This is a genomic window from Pseudomonas azotoformans, assembly GCF_001579805.1.
GTDB classification, from domain to species: domain Bacteria; phylum Pseudomonadota; class Gammaproteobacteria; order Pseudomonadales; family Pseudomonadaceae; genus Aquipseudomonas; species Aquipseudomonas azotoformans_A.
In genome coordinates this window covers 2,161,351-2,186,161 of the sequence record NZ_CP014546.1, presented here as the reverse complement: position 1 = coordinate 2,186,161, position 24,811 = coordinate 2,161,351, and the positions used below count along the sequence as shown (strand labels likewise).

At 60.9% G+C, this 24,811-nt stretch carries 28 protein-coding genes and 1 pseudogene; 19 read left to right on the top strand and 10 right to left on the bottom strand.

Annotated features, from left to right (window positions below):
• The first annotated feature begins 2 nt into the window (after window positions 1-2).
• The 8 genes from urtE (at window position 3) to AYR47_RS10075 (ending at window position 5,364) form a co-directional block, all read left to right on the top strand.
• Entirely contained in the window at window positions 3-701 is a 699-nt protein-coding gene (urtE, locus tag AYR47_RS10110) for an urea ABC transporter ATP-binding subunit UrtE (RefSeq protein ID WP_033897371.1), read from the top strand.
• Window positions 702-732: 31 nt separating this feature from the next.
• Window positions 733-1,572, top strand: coding sequence for an urease accessory protein UreD (locus AYR47_RS10105; RefSeq protein WP_033897372.1), 840 nt, complete (start codon window positions 733-735; stop codon window positions 1,570-1,572).
• A gap of 3 nt (window positions 1,573-1,575) precedes the next feature.
• On the top strand, window positions 1,576-1,878 hold the full coding sequence (locus AYR47_RS10100; protein ID WP_010213535.1) for an urease subunit gamma: 303 nt from the start codon (window positions 1,576-1,578) through the stop codon (window positions 1,876-1,878).
• Window positions 1,879-1,887: 9 nt separating this feature from the next.
• Entirely contained in the window at window positions 1,888-2,400 is a 513-nt protein-coding gene (locus AYR47_RS10095; protein WP_033897408.1) for a GNAT family N-acetyltransferase, read from the top strand.
• Window positions 2,401-2,405: 5 nt separating this feature from the next.
• On the top strand, window positions 2,406-2,939 hold the full coding sequence (locus AYR47_RS10090) for a GNAT family N-acetyltransferase (RefSeq protein WP_016976964.1): 534 nt from the start codon (window positions 2,406-2,408) through the stop codon (window positions 2,937-2,939).
• Window positions 2,936-3,244, top strand: coding sequence for an urease subunit beta (locus AYR47_RS10085; RefSeq protein ID WP_038851206.1), 309 nt, complete (start codon window positions 2,936-2,938; stop codon window positions 3,242-3,244). The genes AYR47_RS10090 and AYR47_RS10085 overlap by 4 nt, the downstream gene beginning before the upstream one ends.
• A gap of 15 nt (window positions 3,245-3,259) precedes the next feature.
• On the top strand, window positions 3,260-4,960 hold the full coding sequence (ureC, locus tag AYR47_RS10080; RefSeq protein ID WP_033897374.1) for an urease subunit alpha: 1,701 nt from the start codon (window positions 3,260-3,262) through the stop codon (window positions 4,958-4,960).
• Window positions 4,961-5,082: 122 nt separating this feature from the next.
• On the top strand, window positions 5,083-5,364 hold the full coding sequence (locus tag AYR47_RS10075; protein WP_033897375.1) for a hypothetical protein: 282 nt from the start codon (window positions 5,083-5,085) through the stop codon (window positions 5,362-5,364).
• 25 nt (window positions 5,365-5,389) lie between these two features.
• Here AYR47_RS10075 and AYR47_RS10070 read toward each other — a convergent pair whose 3' ends face one another.
• Complete coding sequence (locus tag AYR47_RS10070; RefSeq protein ID WP_033897376.1) at window positions 5,390-6,328, bottom strand: DnaJ C-terminal domain-containing protein; 939 nt, start codon at window positions 6,326-6,328, stop codon at window positions 5,390-5,392.
• 238 nt (window positions 6,329-6,566) lie between these two features.
• Between AYR47_RS10070 and AYR47_RS10065 the strand changes: the two genes are divergently transcribed.
• Window positions 6,567-7,835 carry an Hsp70 family protein gene (locus AYR47_RS10065; RefSeq protein WP_061449417.1) on the top strand — a complete coding sequence of 423 codons (1,269 nt, stop codon included), beginning with the start codon at window positions 6,567-6,569 and terminating at the stop codon, window positions 7,833-7,835.
• Window positions 7,836-8,089: 254 nt separating this feature from the next.
• Here AYR47_RS10065 and AYR47_RS10060 read toward each other — a convergent pair whose 3' ends face one another.
• The 4 genes from AYR47_RS10060 to AYR47_RS10045 all read right to left on the bottom strand — a co-directional run bounded on the left by AYR47_RS10060 (window position 8,090) and on the right by AYR47_RS10045 (window position 11,025).
• The gene (locus AYR47_RS10060) at window positions 8,090-8,668 is read right to left on the bottom strand and encodes a hypothetical protein (protein WP_033897377.1); all 579 of its coding nucleotides are present in this window, start codon (window positions 8,666-8,668) and stop codon (window positions 8,090-8,092) included.
• Window positions 8,669-8,728: 60 nt separating this feature from the next.
• On the bottom strand, window positions 8,729-9,742 hold the full coding sequence (locus AYR47_RS10055) for an AI-2E family transporter (RefSeq protein ID WP_016976954.1): 1,014 nt from the start codon (window positions 9,740-9,742) through the stop codon (window positions 8,729-8,731).
• Between the two features lie 123 nt (window positions 9,743-9,865).
• Window positions 9,866-10,165: a PsiF family protein gene (locus AYR47_RS10050; protein WP_005784310.1), complete on the bottom strand. Its 300-nt coding sequence runs from the start codon at window positions 10,163-10,165 to the stop codon at window positions 9,866-9,868.
• A gap of 71 nt (window positions 10,166-10,236) precedes the next feature.
• Window positions 10,237-11,025: an AraC family transcriptional regulator gene (locus tag AYR47_RS10045; RefSeq protein WP_061435108.1), complete on the bottom strand. Its 789-nt coding sequence runs from the start codon at window positions 11,023-11,025 to the stop codon at window positions 10,237-10,239.
• A 97-nt stretch (window positions 11,026-11,122) separates the two neighbouring features.
• Between AYR47_RS10045 and AYR47_RS10040 the strand changes: the two genes are divergently transcribed.
• Complete coding sequence (locus AYR47_RS10040; RefSeq protein ID WP_061435106.1) at window positions 11,123-11,992, top strand: DMT family transporter; 870 nt, start codon at window positions 11,123-11,125, stop codon at window positions 11,990-11,992.
• Here AYR47_RS10040 and AYR47_RS10035 read toward each other — a convergent pair.
• Window positions 11,989-12,879 (bottom strand): esterase/lipase family protein, encoded by an 891-nt coding sequence (locus AYR47_RS10035; protein ID WP_061435105.1) that lies wholly within the window; start codon window positions 12,877-12,879, stop codon window positions 11,989-11,991. The genes AYR47_RS10040 and AYR47_RS10035 overlap by 4 nt on opposite strands.
• A 167-nt stretch (window positions 12,880-13,046) precedes the next feature.
• Between AYR47_RS10035 and AYR47_RS10030 the strand changes: the two genes are divergently transcribed.
• Together AYR47_RS10030 and AYR47_RS10025 are read left to right on the top strand one after the other, a co-directional pair.
• The gene (locus AYR47_RS10030) at window positions 13,047-13,577 is read left to right on the top strand and encodes a ferritin-like domain-containing protein (protein WP_016976947.1); all 531 of its coding nucleotides are present in this window, start codon (window positions 13,047-13,049) and stop codon (window positions 13,575-13,577) included.
• Window positions 13,578-13,783: 206 nt separating this feature from the next.
• Window positions 13,784-14,494, top strand: a complete 711-nt coding sequence (locus AYR47_RS10025; RefSeq protein WP_061435104.1) for a ribonuclease T2 family protein — start codon at window positions 13,784-13,786, stop codon at window positions 14,492-14,494.
• Here the strand turns inward: AYR47_RS10025 and AYR47_RS10020 are convergent.
• A complete protein-coding gene (locus AYR47_RS10020; RefSeq protein WP_061435103.1) occupies window positions 14,491-16,560 on the bottom strand; it encodes an AsmA family protein in 2,070 nt (689 codons plus the stop codon). The two genes, AYR47_RS10025 and AYR47_RS10020, sit on opposite strands and share 4 nt — an antisense overlap.
• A gap of 359 nt (window positions 16,561-16,919) precedes the next feature.
• Here AYR47_RS10020 and AYR47_RS10015 point away from each other — a divergent pair, with 359 nt between their 5' ends.
• Window positions 16,920-17,372, top strand: a complete 453-nt coding sequence (locus tag AYR47_RS10015) for a hypothetical protein (RefSeq protein ID WP_038851220.1) — start codon at window positions 16,920-16,922, stop codon at window positions 17,370-17,372.
• 151 nt (window positions 17,373-17,523) lie between these two features.
• A complete protein-coding gene (locus AYR47_RS10010) occupies window positions 17,524-18,156 on the top strand; it encodes a TetR family transcriptional regulator (RefSeq protein ID WP_025857330.1) in 633 nt (210 codons plus the stop codon).
• A 5-nt stretch (window positions 18,157-18,161) separates the two neighbouring features.
• On the opposite strand, the gene AYR47_RS10005 is transcribed toward AYR47_RS10010, so the two are convergent.
• Complete coding sequence (locus AYR47_RS10005) at window positions 18,162-18,659, bottom strand: C40 family peptidase (RefSeq protein ID WP_061435101.1); 498 nt, start codon at window positions 18,657-18,659, stop codon at window positions 18,162-18,164.
• Window positions 18,660-18,936: 277 nt separating this feature from the next.
• On the opposite strand from AYR47_RS10005, the gene ureE reads away from it, so the two are divergent.
• The 5 genes and pseudogenes from ureE (at window position 18,937) to AYR47_RS09980 (ending at window position 22,571) form a co-directional block, all read left to right on the top strand.
• Window positions 18,937-19,437, top strand: a complete 501-nt coding sequence (ureE, locus tag AYR47_RS10000) for an urease accessory protein UreE (RefSeq protein ID WP_033897385.1) — start codon at window positions 18,937-18,939, stop codon at window positions 19,435-19,437.
• Window positions 19,434-20,108, top strand: a complete 675-nt coding sequence (locus AYR47_RS09995; RefSeq protein WP_033897386.1) for an urease accessory protein UreF — start codon at window positions 19,434-19,436, stop codon at window positions 20,106-20,108. Before ureE ends, AYR47_RS09995 begins: the two co-directional genes overlap by 4 nt.
• 9 nt (window positions 20,109-20,117) lie before the next feature.
• The gene (gene ureG, locus AYR47_RS09990; RefSeq protein WP_033897387.1) at window positions 20,118-20,732 is read left to right on the top strand and encodes an urease accessory protein UreG; all 615 of its coding nucleotides are present in this window, start codon (window positions 20,118-20,120) and stop codon (window positions 20,730-20,732) included.
• Between the two features lie 22 nt (window positions 20,733-20,754).
• Window positions 20,755-21,327 (top strand): HupE/UreJ family protein, encoded by a 573-nt coding sequence (locus AYR47_RS09985; RefSeq protein ID WP_033897388.1) that lies wholly within the window; start codon window positions 20,755-20,757, stop codon window positions 21,325-21,327.
• A gap of 124 nt (window positions 21,328-21,451) precedes the next feature.
• A pseudogene (locus tag AYR47_RS09980) lies at window positions 21,452-22,571 on the top strand (AGE family epimerase/isomerase).
• Here the strand turns inward: AYR47_RS09980 and AYR47_RS09975 are convergent.
• On the bottom strand, window positions 22,543-23,448 hold the full coding sequence (locus AYR47_RS09975; protein WP_061435100.1) for a cation diffusion facilitator family transporter: 906 nt from the start codon (window positions 23,446-23,448) through the stop codon (window positions 22,543-22,545). The pseudogene AYR47_RS09980 and the gene AYR47_RS09975 overlap by 29 nt on opposite strands.
• A gap of 192 nt (window positions 23,449-23,640) precedes the next feature.
• Window positions 23,641-24,408, bottom strand: a complete 768-nt coding sequence (locus AYR47_RS09970) for an SDR family oxidoreductase (protein WP_033897391.1) — start codon at window positions 24,406-24,408, stop codon at window positions 23,641-23,643.
• Between the last annotated feature and the right edge of the window lie 403 nt (window positions 24,409-24,811).

The following is a 24,811-nucleotide window of genomic DNA, read 5'->3' as shown; positions in this document are numbered from 1 at the left end:
ACATGCTGCAAGTCGACAAGTTGCACCAGTATTACGGCGGTAGCCACATCCTGCGCGGACTGTCGTTTGACGTGAAGATCGGCGAAGTGACCTGCCTGCTCGGCCGTAACGGCGTGGGCAAGACCACCCTGCTCAAGTGCCTGATGGGCTTGCTGCCGGCCAAAGAAGGCGCGGTGAATTGGGAAGGCCGCGCCATCACCGGTTTCAAGCCGCACCAACGCGTGCACGCGGGTATCGCCTACGTGCCACAGGGCCGAGAAATTTTCGGGCGGCTGACGGTGGAAGAAAACCTCTTGATGGGGCTCTCGCGCTTCCCCGGTTCAGAGGCCAAGGAAGTCCCGGCATTCATCTACGAACTGTTCCCCGTGTTGCTGCAGATGAAACATCGGCGTGGCGGTGATTTGTCTGGCGGCCAGCAGCAACAGCTCGCGATTGGGCGGGCGTTGGCCAGTCGCCCGCGCTTGCTGATCCTCGACGAACCCACCGAAGGCATTCAACCCTCGGTGATCAAGGAGATTGGCGCGGTGATCAAGAAACTGGCGGAGCGCGGCGATATGGCGATCCTGCTGGTGGAGCAGTTCTACGACTTTGCCGCCGAGTTGGCCGACCAATACCTGGTGATGTCCCGTGGTGAAATCGTGCAGCAGGGCCGAGGTGAAAATATGGAAAGTGAGGGTGTGCGCGGCCTGGTAACCATCTAATCTGTAGCCTCCTAACGATAAGCTCTTTGCCATGAACCTGCCCGTTACTCCTGCCCTGTTCACCCCCAGCTGGCACGCCGAGCTGGAACTCGGCTACGCGCGTTTCGGCGACACCACGCGGCCGGTGATGCGCCGCCACCTCGGCCCGTTGCGCGTGCAAAAACACCTGTACGCCGAAGGCCCCGAGGTGTGCCAGCACATCATCGTGCACCCGCCCGGAGGCATTGCCGGGGGTGATCGCCTGGACATCAGCGCCCACGTCGGTGCAGGCGCCTGGGCCCAGTTGACCAGCCCTGGCGCAGCCAAATGGTATCGCGCCAAGGGCCCTGCGTTTCAGCAGTTGGACCTCACCGTGGAAGCAGGCGCTACGCTGGAATGGCTGCCCCAGGAAACCATCGTGTTCAGCGCCGCCCAGGCCGAACTCACCACGCGCATCGAACTGCAAGGCGATGCGCGCTTGTTCTACTGGGATGTGGTCGCCCTCGGCCGCCCGGCCAGCGGCGAGCGTTTTGAGCTTGGCCACTTTCAATCACACCTCGATATCCGCCGCGACGGTCAGTTGCTCTGGCATGAACGCCAGCGCATTGTCGGCGCCGACGGTTTGCTCGATTCGCCCATCGGGCTGGACGGGCAACCCGTGTTTGCCACGTTGCTGCTGACGGCCGATATCGACCCTGAATTACTCGACACCTGCCGCGCCCTGCCCCACGCAGTGCGCGGTGACCTGACCCAATTGCCGGGCCTGCTGGTCGCCCGCTGCCTGGCCAGCGAAGCGCTGCATGCCCGCGCCTGGCTGATCGATTTATGGCGCCTGTTACGCCCCGCCGTGCTGGGCCGTGAAGCCGTCCCCCCCCGAATCTGGAGTACCTGAACCATGGACCTGACCCCACGGGAAAAAGACAAACTGCTGATCTTCACCGCAGGCTTGGTGGCAGAGCGCCGTCTCGCGCGCGGCGTGAAGCTCAACTACCCGGAAACCATCGCCTACATCTCCGCCGCCCTGATGGAAGGCGCCCGCGATGGCCGCACCGTGGCTGACCTGATGCACTTTGGCACCACCCTGCTCAGCCGCGAACAAGTGATGGAAGGCATCCCGGAAATGATCCCGGATATCCAGGTGGAAGCCACTTTCCCCGACGGCACCAAGCTGGTCACCGTGCACCAGCCGATTGCGTGAGGCCTGATGATGATTCGTGACGCAACCCAAAATGATCTGCCGGCGATCCGCGATATCTACAACGACGCGGTCCTCAACACCACGGCGATCTGGAACGAACAACCGGTGGACCTGGGCAACCGCCAGGCCTGGTTCAGTGCGCGGCATGCCCAGGGTTACCCGATCCTGGTCTCGGTGGAAAACGCTGAAGTCACCGGTTATGCCTCTTTCGGTGACTGGCGGCCGTTCGAAGGTTTCCGCTACAGCGTCGAGCATTCGGTGTATGTGCGCAGCGACCAACGCGGCAAGGGCCTCGGTCCGTTGCTGATGGCGGCGCTGATCGAACGTGCACGCGCGTGCGGCAAACACGTGATGGTCGCCGCCATCGAGAGCGGCAACCAGGCTTCGATCCGCCTGCATGAGCGCCAGGGCTTCATCACCACCGGGCAGATGCCCCAAGTGGGCATCAAGTTCGGCCGCTGGCTGGACCTGACCTTCATGCAACTGGCCTTGAACCCGGGCGCCGAACCGCCCAAGGAGTGACGTCGATGAACGCCGCGCAACTGCGTCGAGTCAATGCGGAAAGTTTTGCCCACTATCGCCTGGGCTTGATCGAGCTGTTGCTGGACGCGGTCAGGCATGGCGCGTCCGTCGGCTTCATGGCCGACTTCGACGAGGCCCAGGCCCGCGAGTATCTGCGCAGCGTGCAGGCGAGCATCGAAGACACCAGCCTGTTGCTGTGGGTGGTGGTGCGTGATGAACAGGTGATTGCCAGCGTGCAATTGGCGCTGTGCCAGAAAGCCAACGGCCTCAACCGCGCCGAGGTGCAAAAGCTGTTGGTGCACAGCAGCGCGCGCCGCCATGGCCTCGGCCAGCAATTGATGAGCACCCTGGAACTCGCCGCGCGCCAGCACAAGCGCGGCCTGCTGTACCTGGACACCGAGGCCGGCTCCCCCGCCGAAGCCTTCTACCAGTCGCTGCGCTACACCAAGATCGGTGAACTGCCCGACTACTGCCAAAGCCCGGACGGGCGCTACAGCCCGACCGCCATCTACTTCAAGACCCTGGGGCAACCTGCATGATTCCTGGTGAATATCAGATCCAGCCTGGCGATATCGAACTCAACGTTGGCCGCCGCACGATCAGCCTGAGCGTGGCCAACAGTGGCGACCGGCCGATCCAGGTGGGTTCGCATTATCATTTTTTCGAGACCAATGACGCGCTGACGTTTGATCGTGCGGCAAGTCGCGGCATGCGGTTGAACATTCCGGCGGGGACGGCGGTGCGGTTTGAGCCAGGGCAGAGTCGGGAGGTGGAGTTGGTGGATTTGAGTGGCGGGCGCCGAGTGTTCGGTTTTGCCGCACGCATCATGGGCAATCTGGAATAACTTGAGGACATACACATGAAAATTTCCAGACAAGCCTACGCCGACATGTACGGCCCCACCGTCGGTGACAAGGTCCGCCTGGCCGACACCGAGTTGTTTGTCGAAGTCGAACAGGACTTCACCGTCTATGGCGAAGAAGTCAAATTCGGCGGCGGTAAAGTGATCCGCGATGGCCAGGGCCAAAGCCAGTTGCTCGCCCATGAAGTGGTCGACACGTTGATCACCAACGCGCTGATCATCGACCACTGGGGCATCGTCAAGGCCGACGTCGGCCTGAAGAACGGCCGCATCCACGCCATCGGCAAGGCCGGCAACCCGGACATCCAACCCGGCGTGACCATGGCCATCGGCGCCAGCACCGAAGTGATTGCCGGTGAAGGCATGATCCTCACCGCCGGCGGCATCGACAGCCACGTGCATTTCATCTGCCCGCAGCAGATCGAAGAAGCGCTGACCAGCGGCGTCACCACCATGATCGGCGGCGGCACGGGGCCTGCCACCGGTACCAACGCGACCACCTGCACCTCGGGCCCATGGCACCTGGCGCGCATGCTCCAGGCCAGCGATTCGTTCCCGATGAACATCGGCTTTACCGGCAAGGGCAACGCCAGTTTGCCGGAGCCGTTGATCGAACAGGTCAAGGCCGGCGCCATCGGTTTGAAGCTGCATGAAGACTGGGGCACCACCCCGGCGAGCATCGACAACTGCCTGAGCGTTGCCGATGAATACGACGTGCAGGTGGCGATCCACAGCGACACCCTCAACGAATCCGGCTTCGTCGAAACCACCCTCGCTGCCCTCAAGGGCCGCACCATCCACACCTACCACACCGAAGGTGCCGGTGGCGGCCACGCGCCGGACATCATCAAGGCCTGCGGCTTCGCCAACGTACTGCCCAGCTCCACCAACCCGACGCGGCCGTTCACGCGCAACACCATCGACGAACACCTCGACATGCTGATGGTCTGCCATCACCTCGACCCGAGCATTGCCGAAGACGTCGCCTTCGCCGAAAGCCGCATCCGCCGCGAGACCATCGCCGCCGAAGACATCCTGCACGACCTCGGCGCGTTCTCGATGATCAGCTCCGACAGCCAGGCCATGGGCCGCGTGGGCGAGGTGATCACACGCACCTGGCAGACCGCCGACAAGATGAAAAAACAGCGCGGCCCACTGCCCGGCGACGGCCCCGGCAATGACAATTTCCGCGCCAAACGCTACATCGCCAAGTACACCATCAACCCGGCGATCACCCACGGCGTCAGCCACATCGTCGGTTCCATTGAGGTGGGCAAGTGGGCCGACCTGGTGCTGTGGCGCCCGGCATTTTTCGGCATCAAACCGACCTTGATCCTCAAGGGCGGCGCGATTGCTTCCAGCCTGATGGGTGATGCCAACGCCTCGATCCCCACACCGCAGCCAGTGCACTACCGCCCGATGTTCGCCAGCTTCGGCAGCTCGCTGCACGCCACCAGCCTGACCTTTATCAGCCAGGCCGCCCAGGACGCCGGTTTGCCCGAAACACTGGGGTTGAAAAAGCAGATAGCGGTGGTCAAGGGCTGCCGCAACGTGCAGAAAACCGACTTGATCCACAACGATTACCTGCCGGATATCGAGGTGGACCCACAGACGTACCAGGTTAAGGCCGATGGCGTGTTGCTGTGGTGTGAACCGGCCGAGGTGTTGCCGATGGCCCAGCGTTATTTCCTGTTCTGAGCCAACAACCCTGGCGCCCATGGCGTCAGGGCCTTGCCGGGAAGCCGACCCATCAGGCGCCCCGTCAAGGTGCCCAGCAACAACAAGCCGCGATAACGGTAACTGAGGGCTGAATCGCGCGTTTGCTCAAAGACCAAAAATCCATACAGGTCATCGCGGCTTTTGAAGCCGTACTTGCGCGCGAAATAGACGTTGTTGACATCCAGGTCCAGGCTGAACTGCTGCTGGATCGCCGCTTTGAGCCGTGGTTCGGCAAACGCTCTGATGTCCTAGATCGCCCCCAGGTGGGCCTCAATGTCGTTCAGGTTTTTGCGCCCGCGCCTGTGGCTGGCCACCAGGGCGGGCTTGCTGCTGGTGTACCTGCCGGGCAGTTGCAGCATGACCGACGAAGGCCGCAGCGCTAGACCGTTAGCGCGCGGCGGCTATTTTTCAGAAGTTTTCCCGAGGGTTGAACGCGGCCTTTTTCGCCAGTTCCTGCCACAGGGCGATGGTCTCATCATCCGCCTGTTTGGGCATCACGGCCTTGAGCTGGATGTACAGGAACCCTCGTTCCCCGGCCTTGTTCAGCAAACCATGACCCTTGGCGCGCATCCGCTGGCCGTTCTGGCTGCCGGCAGGCACCTTGAGGTTGATCTTGCCGGTCAGGGTCGGCACGGCCACTTCGGCGCCCAGCGCCAGTTCCCACGGTGCCAGCGGCAAGGTGATCACCAGGTTTTCGCCTTCGACTTCGAACTTCGAATGCGGCGCAAACTTGATGATCAGGTACAGGTCGCCATTGGCCCCGCCACCGATCCCCGGCGCGCCCTGCGCCTTGAGGCGGATGCGCTCGCCGTCGGCCACACCGGCCGGGATCTTCACGTTCAGGCTCTTGGTGGTGTTGCTCACATGTCGGCCCGAGGCGTCATATTGCGGCACCTGGAAGCTGATCTGCTTGGACTCGGTGGACAACGTCTCTTCAAGGGACACGGTCAGTTGCATCTCCACGTCCTGGCCCTTGCGCCCGGCAGGACGACGCTGGCCGCCACCGAAAGCATCGCCACGGGAGCCGAAGATCGAGCTGAAGAAGTCCGAGAAGTCCTCACCGCCACCGCCGCCACCAAAACCGCCACGGCTCTGCCAGCCCGGTGGCCCTTGGAACGGCTGGCCATGCTGGCCGTATTTGCGCAGTTCGTCGTATTCGGCGCGTTTGTCGGCGCTTTTCAGCGCCTCATAGGCTTCGGACGCGTCCTTGAACTTGGCTTCGGCGTCTTTTTCCTTGCTGACATCCGGGTGATATTTACGCGCGAGCTTGCGATAGGCCGCCTTGATTTCCTTGTCGTCGGCCGTCGGCTCTACGCCCAATATCTTGTAGTAGTCTTTGAAATCCATCGGCGGTTCACCATCCTTAATCGAGATCGCACAGCCCGGGGCACAACGTGCGCTGCATTGCACCTGTTGAGTCTTGTGGCCTGGGGGTGCGTCAAAGTGTTATCGGCACTTGCCGTATGCAGCAGATGTGGGGGCGAATCGCCAGGTTTCAAGGAAGATTTAACAGATGGTCGGCCTACGCATCCGCCCTCGACTGGCATACACTGCGCGGCCGTTTTTCAACCGGAACCTGATTGTCATGGAAAACTCATCCCCAGCCCGTGCCTGCGGCATCGACTTTGGCACGTCCAACTCCACCGTCGGCTGGATCCGCCCCGGCGAGGAGACGCTTATTGCGCTGGAGGACGACAAGATCACCCTGCCGTCGGTGGTGTTCTTCAACTTCGAGGAACGTCGCCCGGTGTACGGTCGCCTGGCGCTGCACGAGTACCTGGAAAACTACGAAGGCCGGCTGATGCGCTCGCTCAAGAGCCTGCTGGGTTCCAAGCTGATCAAGCACGACACCAGCGTGCTCGGCACGGCGATGCCGTTCACCGACCTGCTGGCGCTGTTTATCGGCCAGCTCAAGAGCCGCGCCGAAGCCAACGCCGGCCGTGAGTTCGAAGAAGTGGTGCTGGGCCGCCCGGTGTTTTTCGTCGATGACGACCCGATGGCTGACCAGGAAGCCGAGAACACCCTGGTGGACGTGGCGCGCAAGATCGGCTTCAAGGACATCTCGTTCCAGTACGAGCCGATTGCGGCCGCGTTTGACTACGAATCCACCATCCAGAAAGAAGAGCTGGTACTGATCGTCGATATCGGCGGTGGTACGTCTGACTTCTCCCTGGTCCGTCTGTCGCCGGACCGCCGTCACAACGACAACCGCCAGAGCGACATCCTCGCCACCGGCGGCGTGCACATCGGCGGTACCGACTTCGACAAGCAGCTCTCGCTCAACGGCATGATGCCGCTGTTCGGCTACGGCAGCCGCATGAAAAGCGGCGCCTACATGCCCACCAGCCACCACATGAACCTGGCCACCTGGCACACCATCAACTCGGTGTACTCGCAAAAATCCCAACTGGCCTTGGGCAGCATGCGCTACGACATCGAAGACACCGGCGGCATCGATCGCCTGTTCAAGTTGATCGAACAGCGCGCCGGGCACTGGTTGGCCATGGAAGTGGAAGAAACCAAGATCCAGCTGACCCACGAAGACAGCCGCCACGTGGCGCTGGACCGTATCGAAGCCGGCCTGAGTGTGGACCTGAGCCGGGCGTTGTTCGAGTCGTCCATTGACGCCTTGCTGGAGCGTGTGCGCGGTAGCGTGACGCAACTGCTCAACGACGCTACGGTGAGCGTGGCGCAGGTGGACACGGTGTTCTTTACCGGCGGTTCCAGCGGGATCCCGGCGCTGCGCCACAGCATTTCGGCGATGCTGCCGAATGCGCGGCATGTGGAAGGCAATATCTTTGGCAGTATCGGCAGTGGTCTGGCAATTGAGGCCAGCAAGCGCTACGGGCACTGATCTGTCGAATGCTGAGCGAGCTTCCTGTAGTGAGCGCGCTTGCCCCGCGCTGGGCTGCGCAGCAGCCCCAGTAAAGAGAAATGCAGCGTATCTGGCACTCCTTGCCTGCAGGTTTTGGGGCTGCTACGCAGCCCAGCGCGGGGCAAGCCCGCTCACCACAAAGACTCAGTTCGGCACACTACTTTCTAAACGCCATGGCGCAAAACGCAAGTTTCAAATCCGTAGTGATGGCGCAGTCCTTTTTAGAGTGGTGCCTAAGGGTGGTAGATGGCCCAAAGCCCAAGCCCTGTCAGGCACCACATGACCACACCCGGCACGATCACCAGGTAGTTCCATAGCGTGAAACGGTTATTGCTCATGCCTTCCGGGTCGTCCGCTGCAAAATTGATCAGGCCCTGGGCTTGCTGGAGGATGTAGGCACACAGCGGCACTGCCAGGATGACCAGGGGTTTGTAGGCCAACCAGCTGTCGATCCGGTTCGCGGCCATCTCGAAAACCCGTGACCCTACGGTGACCACCACGAACACGGTCGCCCACTGCTCGAAGTCAAAATCGAATTTCCGACCGCTACGGGCTACCCGATCATCAGCCCGGCGATACAACTGATGCATGAAGAAGATGAAGAAAATGGCCCGCGCCAAAGGCCTGATATCCAACTGGTGGAAATCCTTGTACAAGCGCCAGTTTTTATACGACCAGATATAGGTGTACAGCCCAAAACTGAGCACGCTGAGAATCAGCAGCTTCTTTTTGGAAATGACGTAAAACTCAGGCGACGTCTTAACCGTATCGCTCAACTGCGCCGTTGGCGGCGCATAGATATTGTCGCTCACTGCGGGTTTCCCTCTAAGTCCCTTTAAAGTTTGTGAAGCCAAAGCACTTGCGTTATCGCGTCAAACCATCCCGCCGAGCTTCAGCTCACTCTTGAGATACGCGTAATAAATCGGCCCCGCCACCACTCCCGGCAAGCCAAACGCAGCCTCAAACACCAACATCGCCAACAACAACTCCCACGACTTGGCACTGATCTGGCCGCCCACAATGCGCGCATTGAGGAAGTATTCGATCTTGTGGATCACGATCAGATAGCCCAACGCCGCCACCGCCACCCAGATCGACAGCGACAGCGCGACGATGGTGATCAGCGTGTTGGACATCAGGTTGCCGATGACCGGCAGCAGACCGAGCAGGAAGGTCAGAACGATCAGGGTTTTGGTCAGCGGCAGGTGAATCCCGCACAGCGGCAACACAACGGCGAGGAACACGGCGGTGAAGGCGGTGTTGAGCGCGGCGATCTTGATCTGTGCGAAGACGATATTGCGAAAGGCCTGGACCAGCAGGTGCAGGCGGTCGAACAGCGCGGCGGCCAGGGGTTTGCGTTTGGTCAGGTCGGGCACGCGCTGCAGGGCGATGATCGCACCGAGCACCATGCCGATCAGCAGGGTGACGAACATGTGGGCGGCGTCCTTACCCACAAGCTGCAGTTCGCTCAGGTGCTTGCTTAGCCAGTCGCCGATGGCCACGCGGAACTCGGCGGCACTGGCAGGCAAGTAAGCGTCGAGGAACGGCGGCAACTGGCCGCGCGCGCGGTCGACCACCCCCATGAATTTGTCCAGGGAAGCGCCAGGGTTTTCCGCTTCATGGAGCAGGAAGCTGATGGCACCGGCGAAGATCAAAGTCAGCACACTGACGATCAAGGTGCCGAGCAAGGCCACCGCCAGCCAGCGCGCGCGCCGGCCTTCGATCAGCCGTTGCAGTTGGGGAGTGAGCATGTTGACCAGCTCGAACACCAACAGACCGGCCAGCAGGCTGGGCAGTAATTTGAGCGGCAGTACCAGCAGCAGTCCGCCGAAAATGATGATGTAGCTGGCCAGCAATATCACGTGACGCTGAGAAAACGTTGGCATACAGCCTCAAAACGAACGGCGTTAAAGGATGGGCAGTCTGCCAGCCTTGAGAGAATCAAGCGAGTGGGTCAGTGGTGAATGCGATCAAGTGTGGGAGCAGGCTGCCTGCTCCCACCTGTGTGATCAGCCTTTGAGGCAAGTGCTCATGAAGGTTTTGCGCGCATCGCCGGTCAGCGCCTTGGTTTTCGCTGAGGCATTGCAATCCTTCATCTTCTGCTGCTGCGGCGTCAGGGTCTTGGCGTCATTGGCCGCCGGGGCCGACAGACAGGTCTTCATGAAGGCCTTGCGGTCATCACCCTTGAGCGTCTTGGTGGTCGCTTCGGCATTGCAGGTGGTCATTTTGTTTTGCTGGGCAGTGGCGGCAAAACCCTGGGAACACAGCAGCAGGCCCATCATCAACAGCGGAATTCGCAGCATCTTCATGGAGTTTTCTCCCTGTTACCGTGCCGGGCGGCACGGCCTACCCAGCAGTGTAGTCAAAGCCTGTTACAACTTCACCGGCTACGGATATGCGTCCGTCGGTACTGCTCCGGCGTGCAGCCCGCCTGGCGCTGGAACATGGCAATGAAGGCTGACGCGGTGCTGTAGCCCAGGTCAAACGCCACGTGTTGCACGCTGCGCGGGCTGTCGAGGGCTTCGATGGCTGCCAGGTAGCGCAGGCGTTGACGCCATTCGCCGAAGCTCATGCCCAGCTCCCGCACAAACAAGCGCGCCAGGGTGCGTTCGCTCACGTGGACTTGCTCGGCCCAGTGCGCCAGGGGCCGGTTATCGGCAGGGTCGGCCTGCATGCCTTCGAGTACGCCAAGCAAGCCGGGGTGACGGGCGTAAGGCAAAAAGCATTCGTGGATCGGCGCCTGCTTGAGCTGGTCCACCAGCACCTGGGCCAGGCGGATATCGGACTCGGTCTGCGGCATGTTCACATCACGCTGGGCGAAATCGCTGAGGATGGCCTTGAGGATATCGCTGATCGCCAGGGTGCACGGCTGTTGGGGCAACTGTTCACAGAGTTCCGGCGCCAACCCGACCGAGTGATAGACGATCGCCTCGGCGTTGTAGGAACTGTGCTGCGTATGCGGCGGCACCCACACCGCGTATTGCGGCGGCGACATAAAGCGGTTGCCAGCCACTTCCATGCGCATCACGCCACTGGCCGAGTAGTCCAACGAACCCCAGAAGTGCTGGTGCGGGGTGCACTCGGTATCGGGGGCGAAGTCCGAATAACGGAAGTACACCGGGCTCGGCAGCTGGGGGAAATCCGCAAGGCGTACGTTGTGCTTGGCCATATTGTCTGGATACAGAGGTGGTTTGTCTGGATCGCAGTATAGGCTTCGATCCAGACAATGGATAATCCTGCCTCATCAACACACTGGGTTTCTTTCGATGCAATACGCGTATCCCTTGCTGGCCATTTTCATCTGGGCCGGCAACACCGTCGTCAACAAGCTGGCCGTGGGCGCACTGTTCCCGGCGGAAATCGGCTTTTACCGCTGGTTGCTGGCGGCGCTGCTGTTCACGCCGTTCATGATCAAGCCGGTGATCGCCAACTGGGCGTTGATCCGTCCGAACCTGGGCAAGGTGTTCATCCTCGGCGTGCTAGGCATGGCGGTGTACCAGAGCCTGGCGTACTACGCCGCGTCGCTGACCACGGCGACCAACATGGGCATCATCCTGTCGTTGATGCCGTTGATGGCACTCACAGCAGCGATCATCAGCCTCGGCCAACGCCTCACCTACGGCGCGATGACTGGTGCCGTGCTGTCGTTCGCCGGTGTGGTGGTGGTGGTTTCCGCCGGTAGCCTCGACGCACTGCTGCAACACGGGGTCAACCTGGGCGACGGCATGATGCTGGTCGCGACCCTGGCCTACGCGGTCTACAGCACCCTGTTGAAGAAATGGCAGCTGCGCCTGCCGCCGTTGGTGTTGCTGTATCTGCAGGTGCTGGTGGCGGTGGTGGTGCTGTTTCCGCTGTTCCTGTTCTCGGCGAAGGCCGGCTTGGGTTGGGCGAACATTCCGCTGGTGCTGTATGCGTGCCTGTTGGCCTCGATGGTCGCGCCGCTGGCGTGGATGCATTCGGTAAAGACCTTGGGCCCGAGCCGCACGACGTTGTTTTTCAACCTGCTGCCGTTGATCACCGCGTTGATTGCGGCCGTGGTGCTGAAGGAAGAATTGGCGCTGTACCACCTGGTGGGCGGCTTGCTGACCTTGGGCGGGGTGATTATGTCGGAGCGTTGGACCACGCCGGTGCGTTAAACCCCGGCCTCCTTCAAGCGTCGGGCATGTTCGACAAACAGACGGATCGGCTCGGCGCCCTTGCCCACCAGGCCCAGGGATTGGTTGACGATATCGAAGTGGTCCAGGGCGTAGTCATCGCCTATCACCTTCCCCAGGTGTGAGCTATAGCGCCCGACCATGCCGTCACACTGGCCCTTTTCGCGCACAAAGCTGCGGGCGAACAGGCGGCAACTGCGATGCGTACCGTCGAACAGGTTGCGCCCCCGGTCGGTGATGCCCGGCTGCAAGGTGCCGGACCATGAGTAATACCGCACGCCGTTGACCTCTTCGGGCCCCTGCCCGCCCCATGTCGACGGCAACCCCTGTGGATAGCGCTGATTGAACAGCGCCACGCCCGTACTGGTCAGCGATTGGTGGGAGGCCTGCAAGTCCGCCTTGAAGCGCGGTCCGCGATAGCCGGTTTCCAGCACGCCCATCAGCCAGGCGACCCCGTGAAACAGCGCGCTCATGATCCGCCCCTTCACGCCATCCACCGGGTAATTGAGGTGAATATGGTCCGCCAGCTCCGAGCCATGGTTGGGCCCGGCCACCGACGTGACCGACGCCACCCATTCCGGGCGCTTGGCCGCCGCATACCGAGCGGTGAGCGAGCCCTGGCTATGGCCGATCAGGTTGACCTTGTCGGCCCCCGTTTCACGCCGAATGCGCTCGATCTGCAGCAGCAATTGCTCGCCACGCACCTCGCTGGAGTCCAGCGGCGCCACCTGCACGGGAAATACCTGCGCCCCGCCTGCCTGTAGCGCTGGGACGATGCCGTACCAATAGGGAAACCACCCCAGGCGCACAAACCCGAGCATGCCGGGGACCAGCACCAGGGGGTAACGCGTGGCTAACGACTGCGGCATGGGCCGAACGTCCTTGATCAGGAAAGACCACCAGAGGCTAGCCCAGTCCCGCGACGCGCTGATGACATAAATCCGATAAAACTTTTTGCGTGACGCGGGACTCACAACTTGGAGCGATCACGCCGGCAGAGCGTGGCGCAAAACCGGATTAGTACCAGGAGATTGAGATGACCGAAGCAAACTTGACTGACGTTGCGACCCTGCGCAGCCGCGCCCGCCAGAACGTCGAAAACGGTGCAGTGACCGAAGGTTATGACGCCGACCGCGAAGAAATCATCCGCCTGCTCAACGCATCGCTGGCCACCGAGTTGGTCTGCGTGCTGCGCTACAAGCGCCACTACTTCATGGCCAGCGGTATCAAGGCGTCCGTCGCCGCCGACGAGTTCCTCGAACACGCCACCCAGGAAGCCGAACACGCGGACAAACTCGCCGAGCGCATCGTGCAGCTGGGCGGTGAGCCGGAGTTCAACCCGGACCTGCTGACCAAGAACTCCCACGCCCAATACGTGGCCGGCAAGGACCTCAAGGAAATGGTCTACGAAGACCTGGTCGCCGAGCGGATTGCGGTAGACAGCTACCGCGAGATCATCCAGTACATTGGCGATAAAGACCCGACTACGCGTCGTCTGTTTGAAGAGATCCTGGCTCAGGAAGAAGAGCATGCGGACGATATGGCGGATATTTTAGAAAGCCTTTAGACCGGCATCGACAACTGCCTCCAGTAAAGCCCCAAAGGGAGCGGCCGCTCACACTTGGGGCTTACTTTGTCCGCAATCACTGCAAGAGAAAACCTGCGTCTACCTGTTAGTGTTGACAGTAGACATCTTGTCGAAAACAGGGCTATTTGATACGTCCAGCAGTCACTGACAATACCGTCAAGCAACTGAATATGGAGTATCGGCAAATGAACAAAACCATGTTCATTCCTGCAGCCCTCGCAGCTTTCTTCATCAGTCAGGGTGCTCAGGCCTTGGATGCAAATGAGGAAATCACCCCAAGCAGCGAGGGCTTCAAATACCTGGTCTACGCAGTGACCTGGCAGCCAAGTTTCTGCAAGCTAAAGCCTGAAACGACAGGGTGCACTAAACCACCGCAAACGTTTCTGACCCACGGCATCTGGCCCTATAACAACAGTGTCGGGCAGAAAACCAATCGCCACCCTGCCTCTTGCAACACGGCTCCCAGCTGTCAATCAACCACAGCGTGTGATATCAGCGACAACACACTGGAACAGATTTCCAACACTCCCGCGATCGCCCAGTTGGTCACCGCGGCCCCGCAGGGAATGTTTAGATACGAGTGGAAGAAACACGGGACTTGCTCCGGCCAAACGGATGTCAACTATTTCAATGATATCGTCAGACTGAGAAAATCCGTGATGTACATTGAGCCGATGTTCAACACTTGGATAGGCCGCGGTGTGACGCTCGCCCAACTCAAAAACGCATTCCCCACCCATGTCTCTTTCCGTTGCTTCGTCTTGGACGGCAAGCAGTATCTACATGAAGCGTTCTATTCAATCAATGCAGACGGCACGCCTTACAAGCAGGATCCTTTCCTTCAAATTGGCATCCCCTGCACATCGGACGCGATCTTCATCCCCGCAGGAGGCTAGCCCTTTACTGTTTTCGGCGCCTTGCCTTCCTTCATCTGCTGCAACAACGGTGCACACTCATTCGGTTCACCACCACTCGGCGCGACCAACGCCAGCAACCCGGCCGCCGGCCCGGCGATCACACCCAGCGCCACCATGCCCGCCCCCCGCAACGCCAGTGGAATGGCTTTCACACCCGCGTTGGGCTTGATGAACGGCCCGTTGACGTACAGCGGTGAACGCAGGGAGAACAGGCGAAAGCCTTTCGATTCCGGGGTAATGGTAAGGTCCAGTTGCTCGGTGGCCATATTCGCGGTGCCATCGATGTAGATGATGGCGTTCTCAGTATCGAACACAAACAAGCGCGTGGTCGCCAGGCCCGTCTTGATGCCGAAGTCCGCCGCCGCGCAGTTGATCTTCACTTCCTTGTCACCAAACAAGCGGCCTACCACGTAGTTACCCACGTTGAGCCCGGCGATTTCCATCAGGCTGCGGCTGATGGCGCCGTCGTTGATCAGCATCTTCAGGTCACCGTTGGAGCTGCCCAACAGGGCTGCTACGGAATTGCCGCGTCCGGAGATGTCGGCATCACCGTTGAGTTCACCAAAGCTGGTTTTCATCGGTTCGAAGGTTGGGAACAGTTGCTTGAGCTTGAAGTTGCGCGCGGTGAGTTTGGCGCGACCTTCCATTGGCGTGATGCGGCCGTTGAGGCGGATCTGCGCATCCAGTTTGCCGCCGGCCACACCAAAACGCAGGGGTTCGAGGCTCAGTTCGCCGTCATTCAGGACCAGGTGGGTGTAGAGGTCGGTGAACGGCAGATCGGCACTGTGCACGATGCGCTTACCGGTGAATTCCACGTCGGCGTCCATGACGCGCCAGCGCTCGGTGCGGAACTCTTCCACCGGCAACACCTTGGTGGCCGGCTGTTTGCTGTCGCCGCCACGGGCTTTTTGCTTGGCGTTGGAGTCGGCGCCGATCAGCGGGGCGAGGTCGGTCATCAGCAATTGGTTGGACACCAGCGCGCCACTGAGCTTGGGCCGTGGCTGGCTGGCGACGTAGGCGAGGCTGCCGTGGATATCGCTGTTGCCGATCTTGCCGTTGAAGTTCTCATAGCGAAACGAGGCGCCGCTGGCTTCGTGCAGCTTGGCGATGAGGTGACCGTCGGTGGAATAGGCCGGCGAATCCGGCAGGGTCACGCCGGTCAACGGGTAGAGATTGCCCAGACTGGAACCGGCGAGCTTCAGGCGCAAATCGAGCGCGCCGAGGTTCAGCGGATCGGTCAGCGTGCCGGCCAGGGCGATGCTGGTGTCGGCAATCTTGACCTGGGCTTGCAGCGGGAACGGCTTGGCCGCGTCCTGCAAGGCCAGCAGTCCGCCGATCTTGCCGCTGCCGTCGAGTTTCTGGCCGTGGTACTGGCCTTTGACCTTGAGGCCGAACGCATAGTCCTGGGGCGCGGAGCCTTTTTCCAGGGCCTTCTTGGCATCGGCGTCGCCGACAATTTCGCCGAACGGGATCGGTTTGCCCAGCGGGTCGATGATCACATCCAGTTGGGTCTTGAGGGTCTGGTCGTCGAGGGTCACATGGCCTTTGTCGAAGCCGATGGCACCAATGTCCACCACCCAGTTGGAAGGCTCGGCGTTCGGGTCCTTGGGGTCGAACTTGAAGGTCCAGTTGGCGCGGCCATCGGCCAGGCGCTGCAACTGCGCGCTCGGCTCGGTGAGGTCGATACGCGGGATCACCACCCGCTGCACCAGCAATGCCAGGGGCGAAATGCGCAGTTCGACCTTCTTGAGGGTGACCATTTGCGGGGTTTTCGACCAGTCCGGGTTGCCCAGGGTCAGGTCTTCGGCGATCACATGGGGCCATGGCACCCAGGCGCGCCAGCCACCCTCATCGGGCTCACGCGCCCACACCACCGCCAGGTTGCCGTTGATGGCAAAGGGTCGATGCAATTCTTCGGAAACCTTGGCATTGAGGGGCGGCTTGATGCGGTTCCAGTCAAAGAACACCACGACCAACACCACCACGGCGATTAACAAAGCGAAGCTGGCGCAGCTCCAAGCGACGATTTTACGAGTGCGCGTCATTGCACAGGACTCCTGAATACGACTGGCTGGGTGACAGCCTTTAAGGACAGCTTATAGAACTACGACTGGTAAACCGCCTGGGGGTTTAACCCGATCCCCGATTTGCCTGGAAAAACCTCAATTTCTGACCACTTCGACAGATTCCCCCTACGACGACGCACCATTGTTACCCGCGTGCGTGTCGAAAATACCCACACCGGTGCAAAACCGCGTGCTTGAGAGGCCCGTTCTAGAGCCTCCGCCTAGAACAATCAATTCTGTTGATTATTACCATTGTGTTTATGAACTTTTATATCGACTTATCGAGAGTAGCATTAGCCCTGTACCCACTTTATCGCCCTCCCAAGGAGCAACCCATCATGAAACGCCAATTACTCGCTACCGCCCTGTTATCCATCCTGGCTTCCAGTGCCTTTGCCCTGCCAGCCGCCGAACAGGCCACCCCACAAGTCAAAGCGGACGCCGTTCCGTTCAGCCAGACCGTCGCTCGCAGCGGTTCGCAAGAAGAAGAGAACCGTGACTACGCCAAAGGCGCTGTGGCTGAAAATGGTTCGGAACAAGCCAACAAACGCGCTTACACCGAAGGCCTGACCGAAAACGGCCGCAACCGCCTGGAACAAAAAGGCCTGGTTGAAGGTGGTGCTGATCGCCTGCTGGAACGCAACGCTGTTGCCGAAGGTGGTCGTGATCGCCTGGAACAGAAAGGTCTGGTCGAAGGCGGCGCTGAACAAGCCAACAAACGTGCCTACACCGAAGGCGTTGCTGAAGGCGGTGCTGACCGTCTGCAAGAACTGCATCAAGCACAGAGCTAACCCCGTGGTGGCCGAGAAAAAAGCCCGATCTGCCGATCGGGCTTTTGCTTTCCTGTAGATCGCATCACGCCCTTCCCCTGCCAAGTTCGACGCCAACAGACCTGTTTTGCTAGAGTGCGTCGCTGTACTTGCCGACAAAGCCCGTCCGCCCATGCTGCCCCGCGCCGAACAGAAGCAACAGACCCGCCTAGCCCTGATGGACGCAGCCCGCCATCTGATGGAGTGTGGCCGTGGGTTTGGCAGCCTGAGCCTGCGCGAAGTGGCGAAGACGGCCGGTATCGTGCCCACCGGGTTCTACCGGCATTTTGCCGACATGGACCAGCTGGGGCTTGTGTTGGTGAGTGAAGTCGGCCAGACCTTCCGCGCCACTATCCGCCTGGTGCGCCATAACGAATTCGTGATGGGCGGCATAATCGATGCCTCCGTACGGATCTTTCTCGATGTGGTCTCGGCCAACCGTTCGCAATTCCTGTTCCTGGCCCGCGAGCAATACGGCGGCTGCCTGGCCGTGCGCCAGGCCATCGGGGCGCTACGTGAAGACATCACCCGCGACCTGGCGGCCGACCTGACGTTCATGCCCAAACTGCAGCACCTGGATGCCGAAGGCCTGCATGTGATGGCCGACCTGATCGTCAAAAGTGTGTTCGCCACCCTCCCCGACATCATCGACCCACCGGCCCAGGCCCTGCCTGACCACCTCACGCCCCAGGCGAAAATCACCCAGCAGTTGCGCTTTATCTTTATCGGCTTGAAGCACTGGCAAGGCCTGGGCAGTACCGAATAAAGCCATCAACCTGCTGTGTGAAAGCGCTTGGCGGTGGTGTAGTTCTTGTTCCAGTAGTCGTTGCTCAATGAATCGATACGGATGCGCTTGCCGGTTCGCGGCGAATGAATGAATTTGCCATCGCCTATATAGAGACCCACATGGCTGACCTGGCCGCGCCCGTTGGCTTTGAAAAACACCGCATCGCCGGGCTTGAGCGCATTGCGTTTGATGGTCGCGGCCGTTGACCGCTGCATGGCCGCGGTGGTGCGTGGGATCTGAATGTTGGCTTCGGTCTTGAACAGATAGACCAGCAGGCTGCTGCAATCAAACCCCTGATCCGCCGAGGTGCCACCCCACTTGTAAGGCGTACCCAGCAGTTCGTGGGCGCGGTCGACCACATCCTCGATAGACGCTTGTTTCAGAGAAGTGCTGAAGGACGGATAAGACTTCAGATTGGCAGAGGCCGATGAAAGCGCGAAAGACAGACTGACAATAACCAGATAACAAAAAGACTTGAACATGATGAACGTCGCAGTGAATTAAACACGGCGCACAGCCTAATGATCTCGCAGGAAAGGCGATGAACGCCGATTCCCCATACCCTGTAGGGAAAATCTGAAAACGCCCATCACCCGTGCAACAAGCAACATCGCGCACCACTTTGGCGCACGCCATCCATTCTTCCTCGCCCTGTTTAGTGGCACACCCCTCCTTGCCTACAGGCAATTCCTACTCCCCATCGAGGTTGGCAAGCCCCTTGCTCTAGCTGTTTCATCGCTCATAGCTGGAAGCTTCCTGATGCTGGTGATCCACCGCCGAATCGCCCCCCAAACCCTCTGGGCCGCCGAGTTGCTGCTGAACTTCGAAGCTCGCAGCAAAAGCCGCCTGCGCTGTTTCAGTGCTGACGGTGAAGACGTCGGCCTTTTCCTGGAGCGCGGCCAGCCACCGCTGCACGATGGCGAATTCCTACAGGCTGAAGACGGACGTGTCGTACGCGTGTGCGCCCGGCCTGAACAACTGCTGCACGTCACCTGCAGCAGCGCATTTGAACTGACGCGCGCGGCCTATCACCTGGGTAACCGCCACGTGGCGTTGCAAGTGGGCGATGGCTGGCTACGCCTGCTGGAAGACTATGTGCTCAAGGCCATGCTCGAACAGCTGGGCGCGCAGACGCAGACCCTCGAAGCGCCATTCCAGCCGGAACATGGCGCCTATGGCGGCGGGCATCATCATTCGCGCCATGGCGATGAAGATTTCAACTACCCGCCCAAGCTGCACCAGTTCGGCGTGCGTCTGTGAACCCAGCCTGGGCGCTGTTGCGTCTGGCCAGTCCGCAATTGCCGATTGGTGGCTACAGCTATTCCCAGGGTTTGGAAATGGCAGTGGAGAACGGTCGCGTCAACGACGCTGCCAGTGCACGGCGCTGGATCAGCGATCAGTTGCTGCTCAACCTCGCACGTTTCGAGGCACCCGTTCTGCTCGCCCATTGCCAAGCCGCCTTTGAGGCCGATTGGCCGCGCCTGGCCCAGCTGTGCGAAGAACATCGCGCCAGCCGTGAGACCCGCGAGCTGTACCAGGAGAGCCGGCAGATGGGCTACTCCCTGCAACAACTGCTCAACGGCCTGCCGGAACTGGACGACGCCGCCCGCCTATTTCTTCAACAGTGCGCCGAACCGCATTTGGCATTGGGTTGGGCCCTGGCCGCACGCGCCTGGAACATCAGCCCCGCCGACGCGCTTGCCGCCTGGCTATGGAGCTGGCTGGAAAACCAATTGGCTGTGCTGATGAAAACCCTGCCCTTGGGCCAGCAAGCCGCCCAACGCCTGACCAGTGAACTGCTGCCGTTGCTGCAACAAGCCCAGCAGGACGCCAACCGTATCCAACCCAACCATTTCGGCAGCGCCGCGTTCGGCCTGTCCCTGGCCTGCATGGCCCACGAGCGCCAATACAGCCGACTGTTTCGTTCCTAGGAGAAGCATATGAACTCACAACCTTTGCGTGTCGGCATCGGCGGCCCGGTGGGCTCCGGCAAGACGGCCCTGACCCTGGCCCTGTGCCTCGCGCTGCGTGATCGCTACAACCTGGCAGTGGTCACCAACGACATCTACACCCGCGAGGACGCTGACTTCCTGGTGCGCAACCAGGCCCTCGCGCCGGAACGCATCATCGGCGTTGAAACCGGTGGCTGCCCGCACACGGCGATCCGCGAAGACGCCTCGATCAACCTGGAAGCCGTCGACCAGCTCAACCGTCGTTTCCCGGGCCTGGACCTGATCCTGGTGGAGTCCGGCGGGGACAACCTCTCGGCCACCTTCAGCCCGGAGTTGTCGGACCTGACCATCTACGTGATCGACGTGTCCGCCGGCGACAAGCTGCCGCGCAAGGGCGGGCCTGGCATCTGCAAGTCCGATCTGCTGGTGATCAACAAGATCGACCTGGCGCCCTTGGTCGGCGCGTCGCTGGAGCTTATGAACAGCGACACCACCCGCATGCGCAACGGCAAACCCTTTGTGTTCAGCAACCAGAAAACCGGTGTCGGCCTGGAGGACATCGTCGCCTTCATCGAACGCCAAGGCCTGCTGACCGCCGCCTGATCAACCCATAAGGAACCTGTCCATGAGCCTCAAGAAACTCTTCACCGCCGCCGCCCTGCTGCTGGCCCCTGCCCTGGCCTTCGCTCACCCGGGCCATGGCGACAACGGCCTGGTGGCCGGTATCAGCCATCCTCTGGGGGGCATCGACCACTTGCTGGCGATGGTCGCGGTCGGTTTGTGGGCCGCCCAACAAAAAGGCGCCGCGCGTTGGGCGTTGCCGTGCACCTTTGTCGGCACCATGCTGATTGGCGGCGTGCTGGGTTTTGAAGGCCTGGCGTTGCCGGCATTGGAAAGCGGGATTGCCGCGTCGGTGCTGGCCCTGGGCCTGGCGGTGGCGCTGGCGGTGCGTCCGCCGTTGTTCATGGCGGTGGGGGCCACGGCCTTGTTCGCACTGTTCCATGGTGTGGCGCATGGTCTGGAGCTGCCAGACATGTCCAGCCCGTGGGCGTATGCCGCGGGTTTTGTCGGTGCGACTGCCGTGCTGCACGCGGCCGGATATGCGGTGGTACGCTTCCTGCCGGCTGCGGCGGCGCCGTTGGTGCGGATTGCGGGGGCGGCTTCGGCGGCGACGGGGGTGTGGCTGCTCGCCAGCTAACAGCCGCAAGCTCCAAGCTGCAAGTAAGGCTGATTTGCGCTGACTTGCAGCTTGCAGCTCACAACTCAAGGCTGCCCCTCTGCTACCATGCGCGCCTACACCCCTGCCGTGACGACGCCAGCCAATGCCCAGCGCTTCCCAACCCTCCTTGAACACCGTGCTTACGCACTTCCACAGCCTGATCGTGCCGCTCTGGCAAGGCCCGGGCTGGAATGCCGACCTGGCATTGCCCTATGAGGCGCTGGACGCCGATCATCAGCCACTGCCCCCGCAACGCTACCGCGCGATGGCCTGCGCCCGGCAGTTGTACCTGTTTGCCAGCCTGATCGGCGAGCCCGGCGCGGCCTTTGCTGAAGAACGCGCAGCGGCACTGTTTCGCTCCCTGCAACGGCACTTCCACGACGCCGAGCACGGCGGCTGGTTCTACAGCATCGACCCGTCCGGTCAGCCGCTGGACAAGCGCAAAGACCTCTACACCCACGCCTTCATCATCTTTGCCTGCGCCCATTACTGGGCCAAGGTGCGTGAGCCGTTGGTGGAGTCGGTGCTCAACGCCGCCCTGGAAGTGGTCGCCGAGCGGTTCTCCACAGGCGACGGTCTGTACGAGGCCGTATTGGAGCGCAACTGGTCATCGCTCAAGTCCGGCCCACTGCAAAACCCGCTGATGCACCTGGCCGAAGGTTTCCTCGCCACCCTCGCGGTGCGTGAAGACGCCAACGTGCAAGCCGCCCTGCTGGCGTTGGCGACGGCCATGCAGCAGCGCTTCATCGACCGCCAGCACGGCGTGATGATGGAAAAACCGCTGGGCGCTGTGGATAACTGGTTCGAACCGGGGCACCAGTTCGAATGGTTCTTCTTGCTGGAGTCTTCGGACGTGCTGCGCGGTACGCCGCTGCATGCGTCACTGACCCGGGCGTTCGCCTACGCAGAACTCAAGGGTGTAGATAACCTCAGCGGTGCGGTCAGCGGCATGCTGGCGCTGGACGGTACGGTGCGCGACGGCACCCAGCGTATCTGGGCCCAGGCCCGAGTACCTGCGGGCACTGACCTTGCGCCCCCACAGCGCAGCCGTGCTGCAACGCCAATTGCTGGCGCTGCAACAGCACTTCCTGCATGCAAAAGGCTGGAATGAATGCCTGGATGCTCAGGGCGCCGTGAGCCGACGGGACATGCCGTCGACCACGCCGTATCACTTGGCAACCTGTTACCAGGGCCTTATGCAATCCACTTGCGATCTCCGGTAAAGCTGATCGTCAGCCAGCGCGCCGCATCCGGCGTGCCGAGCCCTGTGGATATCTCTTCGCGTAGCCCGTCGAGGGTCGCGACGTTATCCACCGGGTAATCCGCCGGCAACACCACATGAATCTCGATAAACCGCGCCCGCCCGTGCTTTTGCACGTACGACACGTAGTCGTCAAAACCATGCTTGGCCTGCGCCGCTTCCATCACTTCGCGCACGGTGTCGTCCAACTGGTCCGGCGCGATTCCCAGCACCTCGCGCAAGGCCGGGCGCAGGATCTTGAACGCCGGCGCCAGCATGCTCAGGGCCAGCAGGATCAGGATCAATGGGTCGACATACACCGCCCACTCGCCATAGCCCTGGGACTTGAGCAACAGCGCCGCCAGAAAGCTGATCAGCAAGCCTACCGACAGCATCGCGTCCACCAGCCAGCTGATGTTGTCGAACTGGATCAGCGATGATTTCAGCTGGCGATTGCGATAACGCACGTAGAAGAAGTAGGCGAACTCGACGACGGTAAACACCGCCGCGTAGATGATCACCAACCCCAACTCGATCTCGCGGCCGCCATTGATAATGCCGAACACGCCATTGAGGAACGCATAGATGGCGATCAGCAACAGGAAACTGCCTTCGATCAGCAGCACCATGGGTTCCAGGTGCCAATAGCCGAACTGGAAACGCTCGTTGCTTTTCTTGGCGATCAGCTTGGCCGTGATCAGCATCAACACCTTGATGGCGGTGGCGATCAACGAGAAAAAGCCGTCGAACAGAATGGATTGGGCGCCAGAAATCACACCCGTGACAATCCCGGCGATCGCGACGGCGAACATCAGGATGGTCGATTGTTTGAGCAGTGCCTGCTCACCTCGGTTACTCACATTTCCTCCCGTTAAAACCTTAAATCCGCACAGTACGGAGGGGTTTTCAGGCAGTGAGTGTACCTTATGACCTGTTTTGGCCGATCGTGGCGAGGGAGCTTGCTCCCGCTGGGCTGCGCAGCGGCCCCAAAATCTTAGGGCCGCTTCGCGCCCCAGCGGGAGCAAGCTCCCTCGCCACAGCAGCGATCGGTCTTAAGCTTTAGCGCCGCGCTCAATCGCAAACCCAGCCCACGTCTGGCTCACCGGCATCAGCTCCAACCGGTTGATATTCACATGCGCCGGCGTGTTCATGACCCAGAAGATCGTGTCGGCAATGTCTTGCGGCTGGATAGGTTCGGCACCCGCATAAGTCGCGTCATACCGCGCCTGATCACCGCCGAAGCGCACCAGCGAGAACTCGCTTTCACACAGGCCCGGCTCGATGTTGGTCACGCGCACGCCAGTACCTTGCAAGTCGCAACGCAGGTTCAGCGAGAACTGCTTAACGAACGCCTTGGAACCGCCATACACGTGGCTGCCCGGATACGGGTAATTACCCGCGATGGAACCCAGGTTGATGATACCCGCACCACGACCGTGAGCGATCAGGCGTGGCAGCAGCAGATTAGTGGTGGTCAGCAGGCCCTTGATGTTGGTGTCGACCATGGTTTCCCAATCGTCGAGGCTGCACTTGGGCGCTGGGTCGGTGCCCACGGCCAGGCCGGCGTTGTTGATCAGCCCGCGCAGCTTGGCGAACGACGGCGGCAGGTTGGCGATGGCGTCTTCCATGCCTTTGCGGTCCCGCACGTCCACGACCAGGCCATGCACTTCAGTCTGCTTGGATAGTTCTTCGACCAGCGCATTCAGGCGGTCGGCACGACGGCCGGTGAGCACCAGTTTCCAGCCGGCTTCGGCAAAACGACGGGCGCAGGCTTCGCCGAAACCTGAGGTTGCGCCAGTAATAAACAACGTGTCGGACATGGTGTTCTCCTTGCGGGCATCGGGAAAAAAGTTGCCAGCAGAATGCCCGTACACCGCGATGGCGGCAACCGCTAAGCACACAACTTGATACACGCCTGATCACTTTTCAATCAACTCTATAAAAGCCATACAGGCCGTGGCTTGCAGCTATGTGCGCGCAGGTTATCCACAACTGCGCCCACAGTCTTTGGGGGCAACTACAAAATGCTCCAAGCCGCTATACACAAGGGCTACAGGCGGTTTTAGAAAGTTTTTTGCTTGACCTTGGCCGGGGCGTATGTAGGCCTGTCGCCGATCGCAAAATCAGAACGATGGCTCCAGGCCAGTCATTCCGGCCTCTGCGGCGGTCTTTCCAGAGTTTAGTCACAGACTTATCCACAGGCTGGCGGGACATATTTCGGTC

What these genes read in the sequence shown, in the direction of transcription:
- AYR47_RS10030 (WP_016976947.1), top strand. Translation starts at nt 13,047, where the DNA reads ATGACCGAAGCAAACTTGACTGACGTTGCGACCCTGCGCAGCCGCGCC.
- AYR47_RS10055 (WP_016976954.1), bottom strand. Translation starts at nt 9,742, where the DNA reads ATGCCAACGTTTTCTCAGCGTCACGTGATATTGCTGGCCAGCTACATC.
- AYR47_RS10070 (WP_033897376.1), bottom strand. Translation starts at nt 6,328, where the DNA reads ATGGATTTCAAAGACTACTACAAGATATTGGGCGTAGAGCCGACGGCC.
- AYR47_RS10045 (WP_061435108.1), bottom strand. Translation starts at nt 11,025, where the DNA reads ATGGCCAAGCACAACGTACGCCTTGCGGATTTCCCCCAGCTGCCGAGC.
- AYR47_RS10085 (WP_038851206.1), top strand. Translation starts at nt 2,936, where the DNA reads ATGATTCCTGGTGAATATCAGATCCAGCCTGGCGATATCGAACTCAAC.
- AYR47_RS10010 (WP_025857330.1), top strand. Translation starts at nt 17,524, where the DNA reads ATGCTGCCCCGCGCCGAACAGAAGCAACAGACCCGCCTAGCCCTGATG.
- AYR47_RS10035 (WP_061435105.1), bottom strand. Translation starts at nt 12,879, where the DNA reads ATGCCGCAGTCGTTAGCCACGCGTTACCCCCTGGTGCTGGTCCCCGGC.
- ureG (WP_033897387.1), top strand. Translation starts at nt 20,118, where the DNA reads ATGAACTCACAACCTTTGCGTGTCGGCATCGGCGGCCCGGTGGGCTCC.
- AYR47_RS10015 (WP_038851220.1), top strand. Translation starts at nt 16,920, where the DNA reads ATGAAACGCCAATTACTCGCTACCGCCCTGTTATCCATCCTGGCTTCC.
- AYR47_RS10005 (WP_061435101.1), bottom strand. Translation starts at nt 18,659, where the DNA reads ATGTTCAAGTCTTTTTGTTATCTGGTTATTGTCAGTCTGTCTTTCGCG.
- AYR47_RS09970 (WP_033897391.1), bottom strand. Translation starts at nt 24,408, where the DNA reads ATGTCCGACACGTTGTTTATTACTGGCGCAACCTCAGGTTTCGGCGAA.
- AYR47_RS10065 (WP_061449417.1), top strand. Translation starts at nt 6,567, where the DNA reads ATGGAAAACTCATCCCCAGCCCGTGCCTGCGGCATCGACTTTGGCACG.
- AYR47_RS10025 (WP_061435104.1), top strand. Translation starts at nt 13,784, where the DNA reads ATGAACAAAACCATGTTCATTCCTGCAGCCCTCGCAGCTTTCTTCATC.
- AYR47_RS10020 (WP_061435103.1), bottom strand. Translation starts at nt 16,560, where the DNA reads ATGACGCGCACTCGTAAAATCGTCGCTTGGAGCTGCGCCAGCTTCGCT.
- urtE (WP_033897371.1), top strand. Translation starts at nt 3, where the DNA reads ATGCTGCAAGTCGACAAGTTGCACCAGTATTACGGCGGTAGCCACATC.
- AYR47_RS10040 (WP_061435106.1), top strand. Translation starts at nt 11,123, where the DNA reads ATGCAATACGCGTATCCCTTGCTGGCCATTTTCATCTGGGCCGGCAAC.
- AYR47_RS10105 (WP_033897372.1), top strand. Translation starts at nt 733, where the DNA reads ATGAACCTGCCCGTTACTCCTGCCCTGTTCACCCCCAGCTGGCACGCC.
- ureE (WP_033897385.1), top strand. Translation starts at nt 18,937, where the DNA reads ATGCTGGTGATCCACCGCCGAATCGCCCCCCAAACCCTCTGGGCCGCC.
- AYR47_RS10095 (WP_033897408.1), top strand. Translation starts at nt 1,888, where the DNA reads ATGATTCGTGACGCAACCCAAAATGATCTGCCGGCGATCCGCGATATC.
- AYR47_RS09985 (WP_033897388.1), top strand. Translation starts at nt 20,755, where the DNA reads ATGAGCCTCAAGAAACTCTTCACCGCCGCCGCCCTGCTGCTGGCCCCT.
- ureC (WP_033897374.1), top strand. Translation starts at nt 3,260, where the DNA reads ATGAAAATTTCCAGACAAGCCTACGCCGACATGTACGGCCCCACCGTC.
- AYR47_RS10050 (WP_005784310.1), bottom strand. Translation starts at nt 10,165, where the DNA reads ATGAAGATGCTGCGAATTCCGCTGTTGATGATGGGCCTGCTGCTGTGT.
- AYR47_RS10090 (WP_016976964.1), top strand. Translation starts at nt 2,406, where the DNA reads ATGAACGCCGCGCAACTGCGTCGAGTCAATGCGGAAAGTTTTGCCCAC.
- AYR47_RS10100 (WP_010213535.1), top strand. Translation starts at nt 1,576, where the DNA reads ATGGACCTGACCCCACGGGAAAAAGACAAACTGCTGATCTTCACCGCA.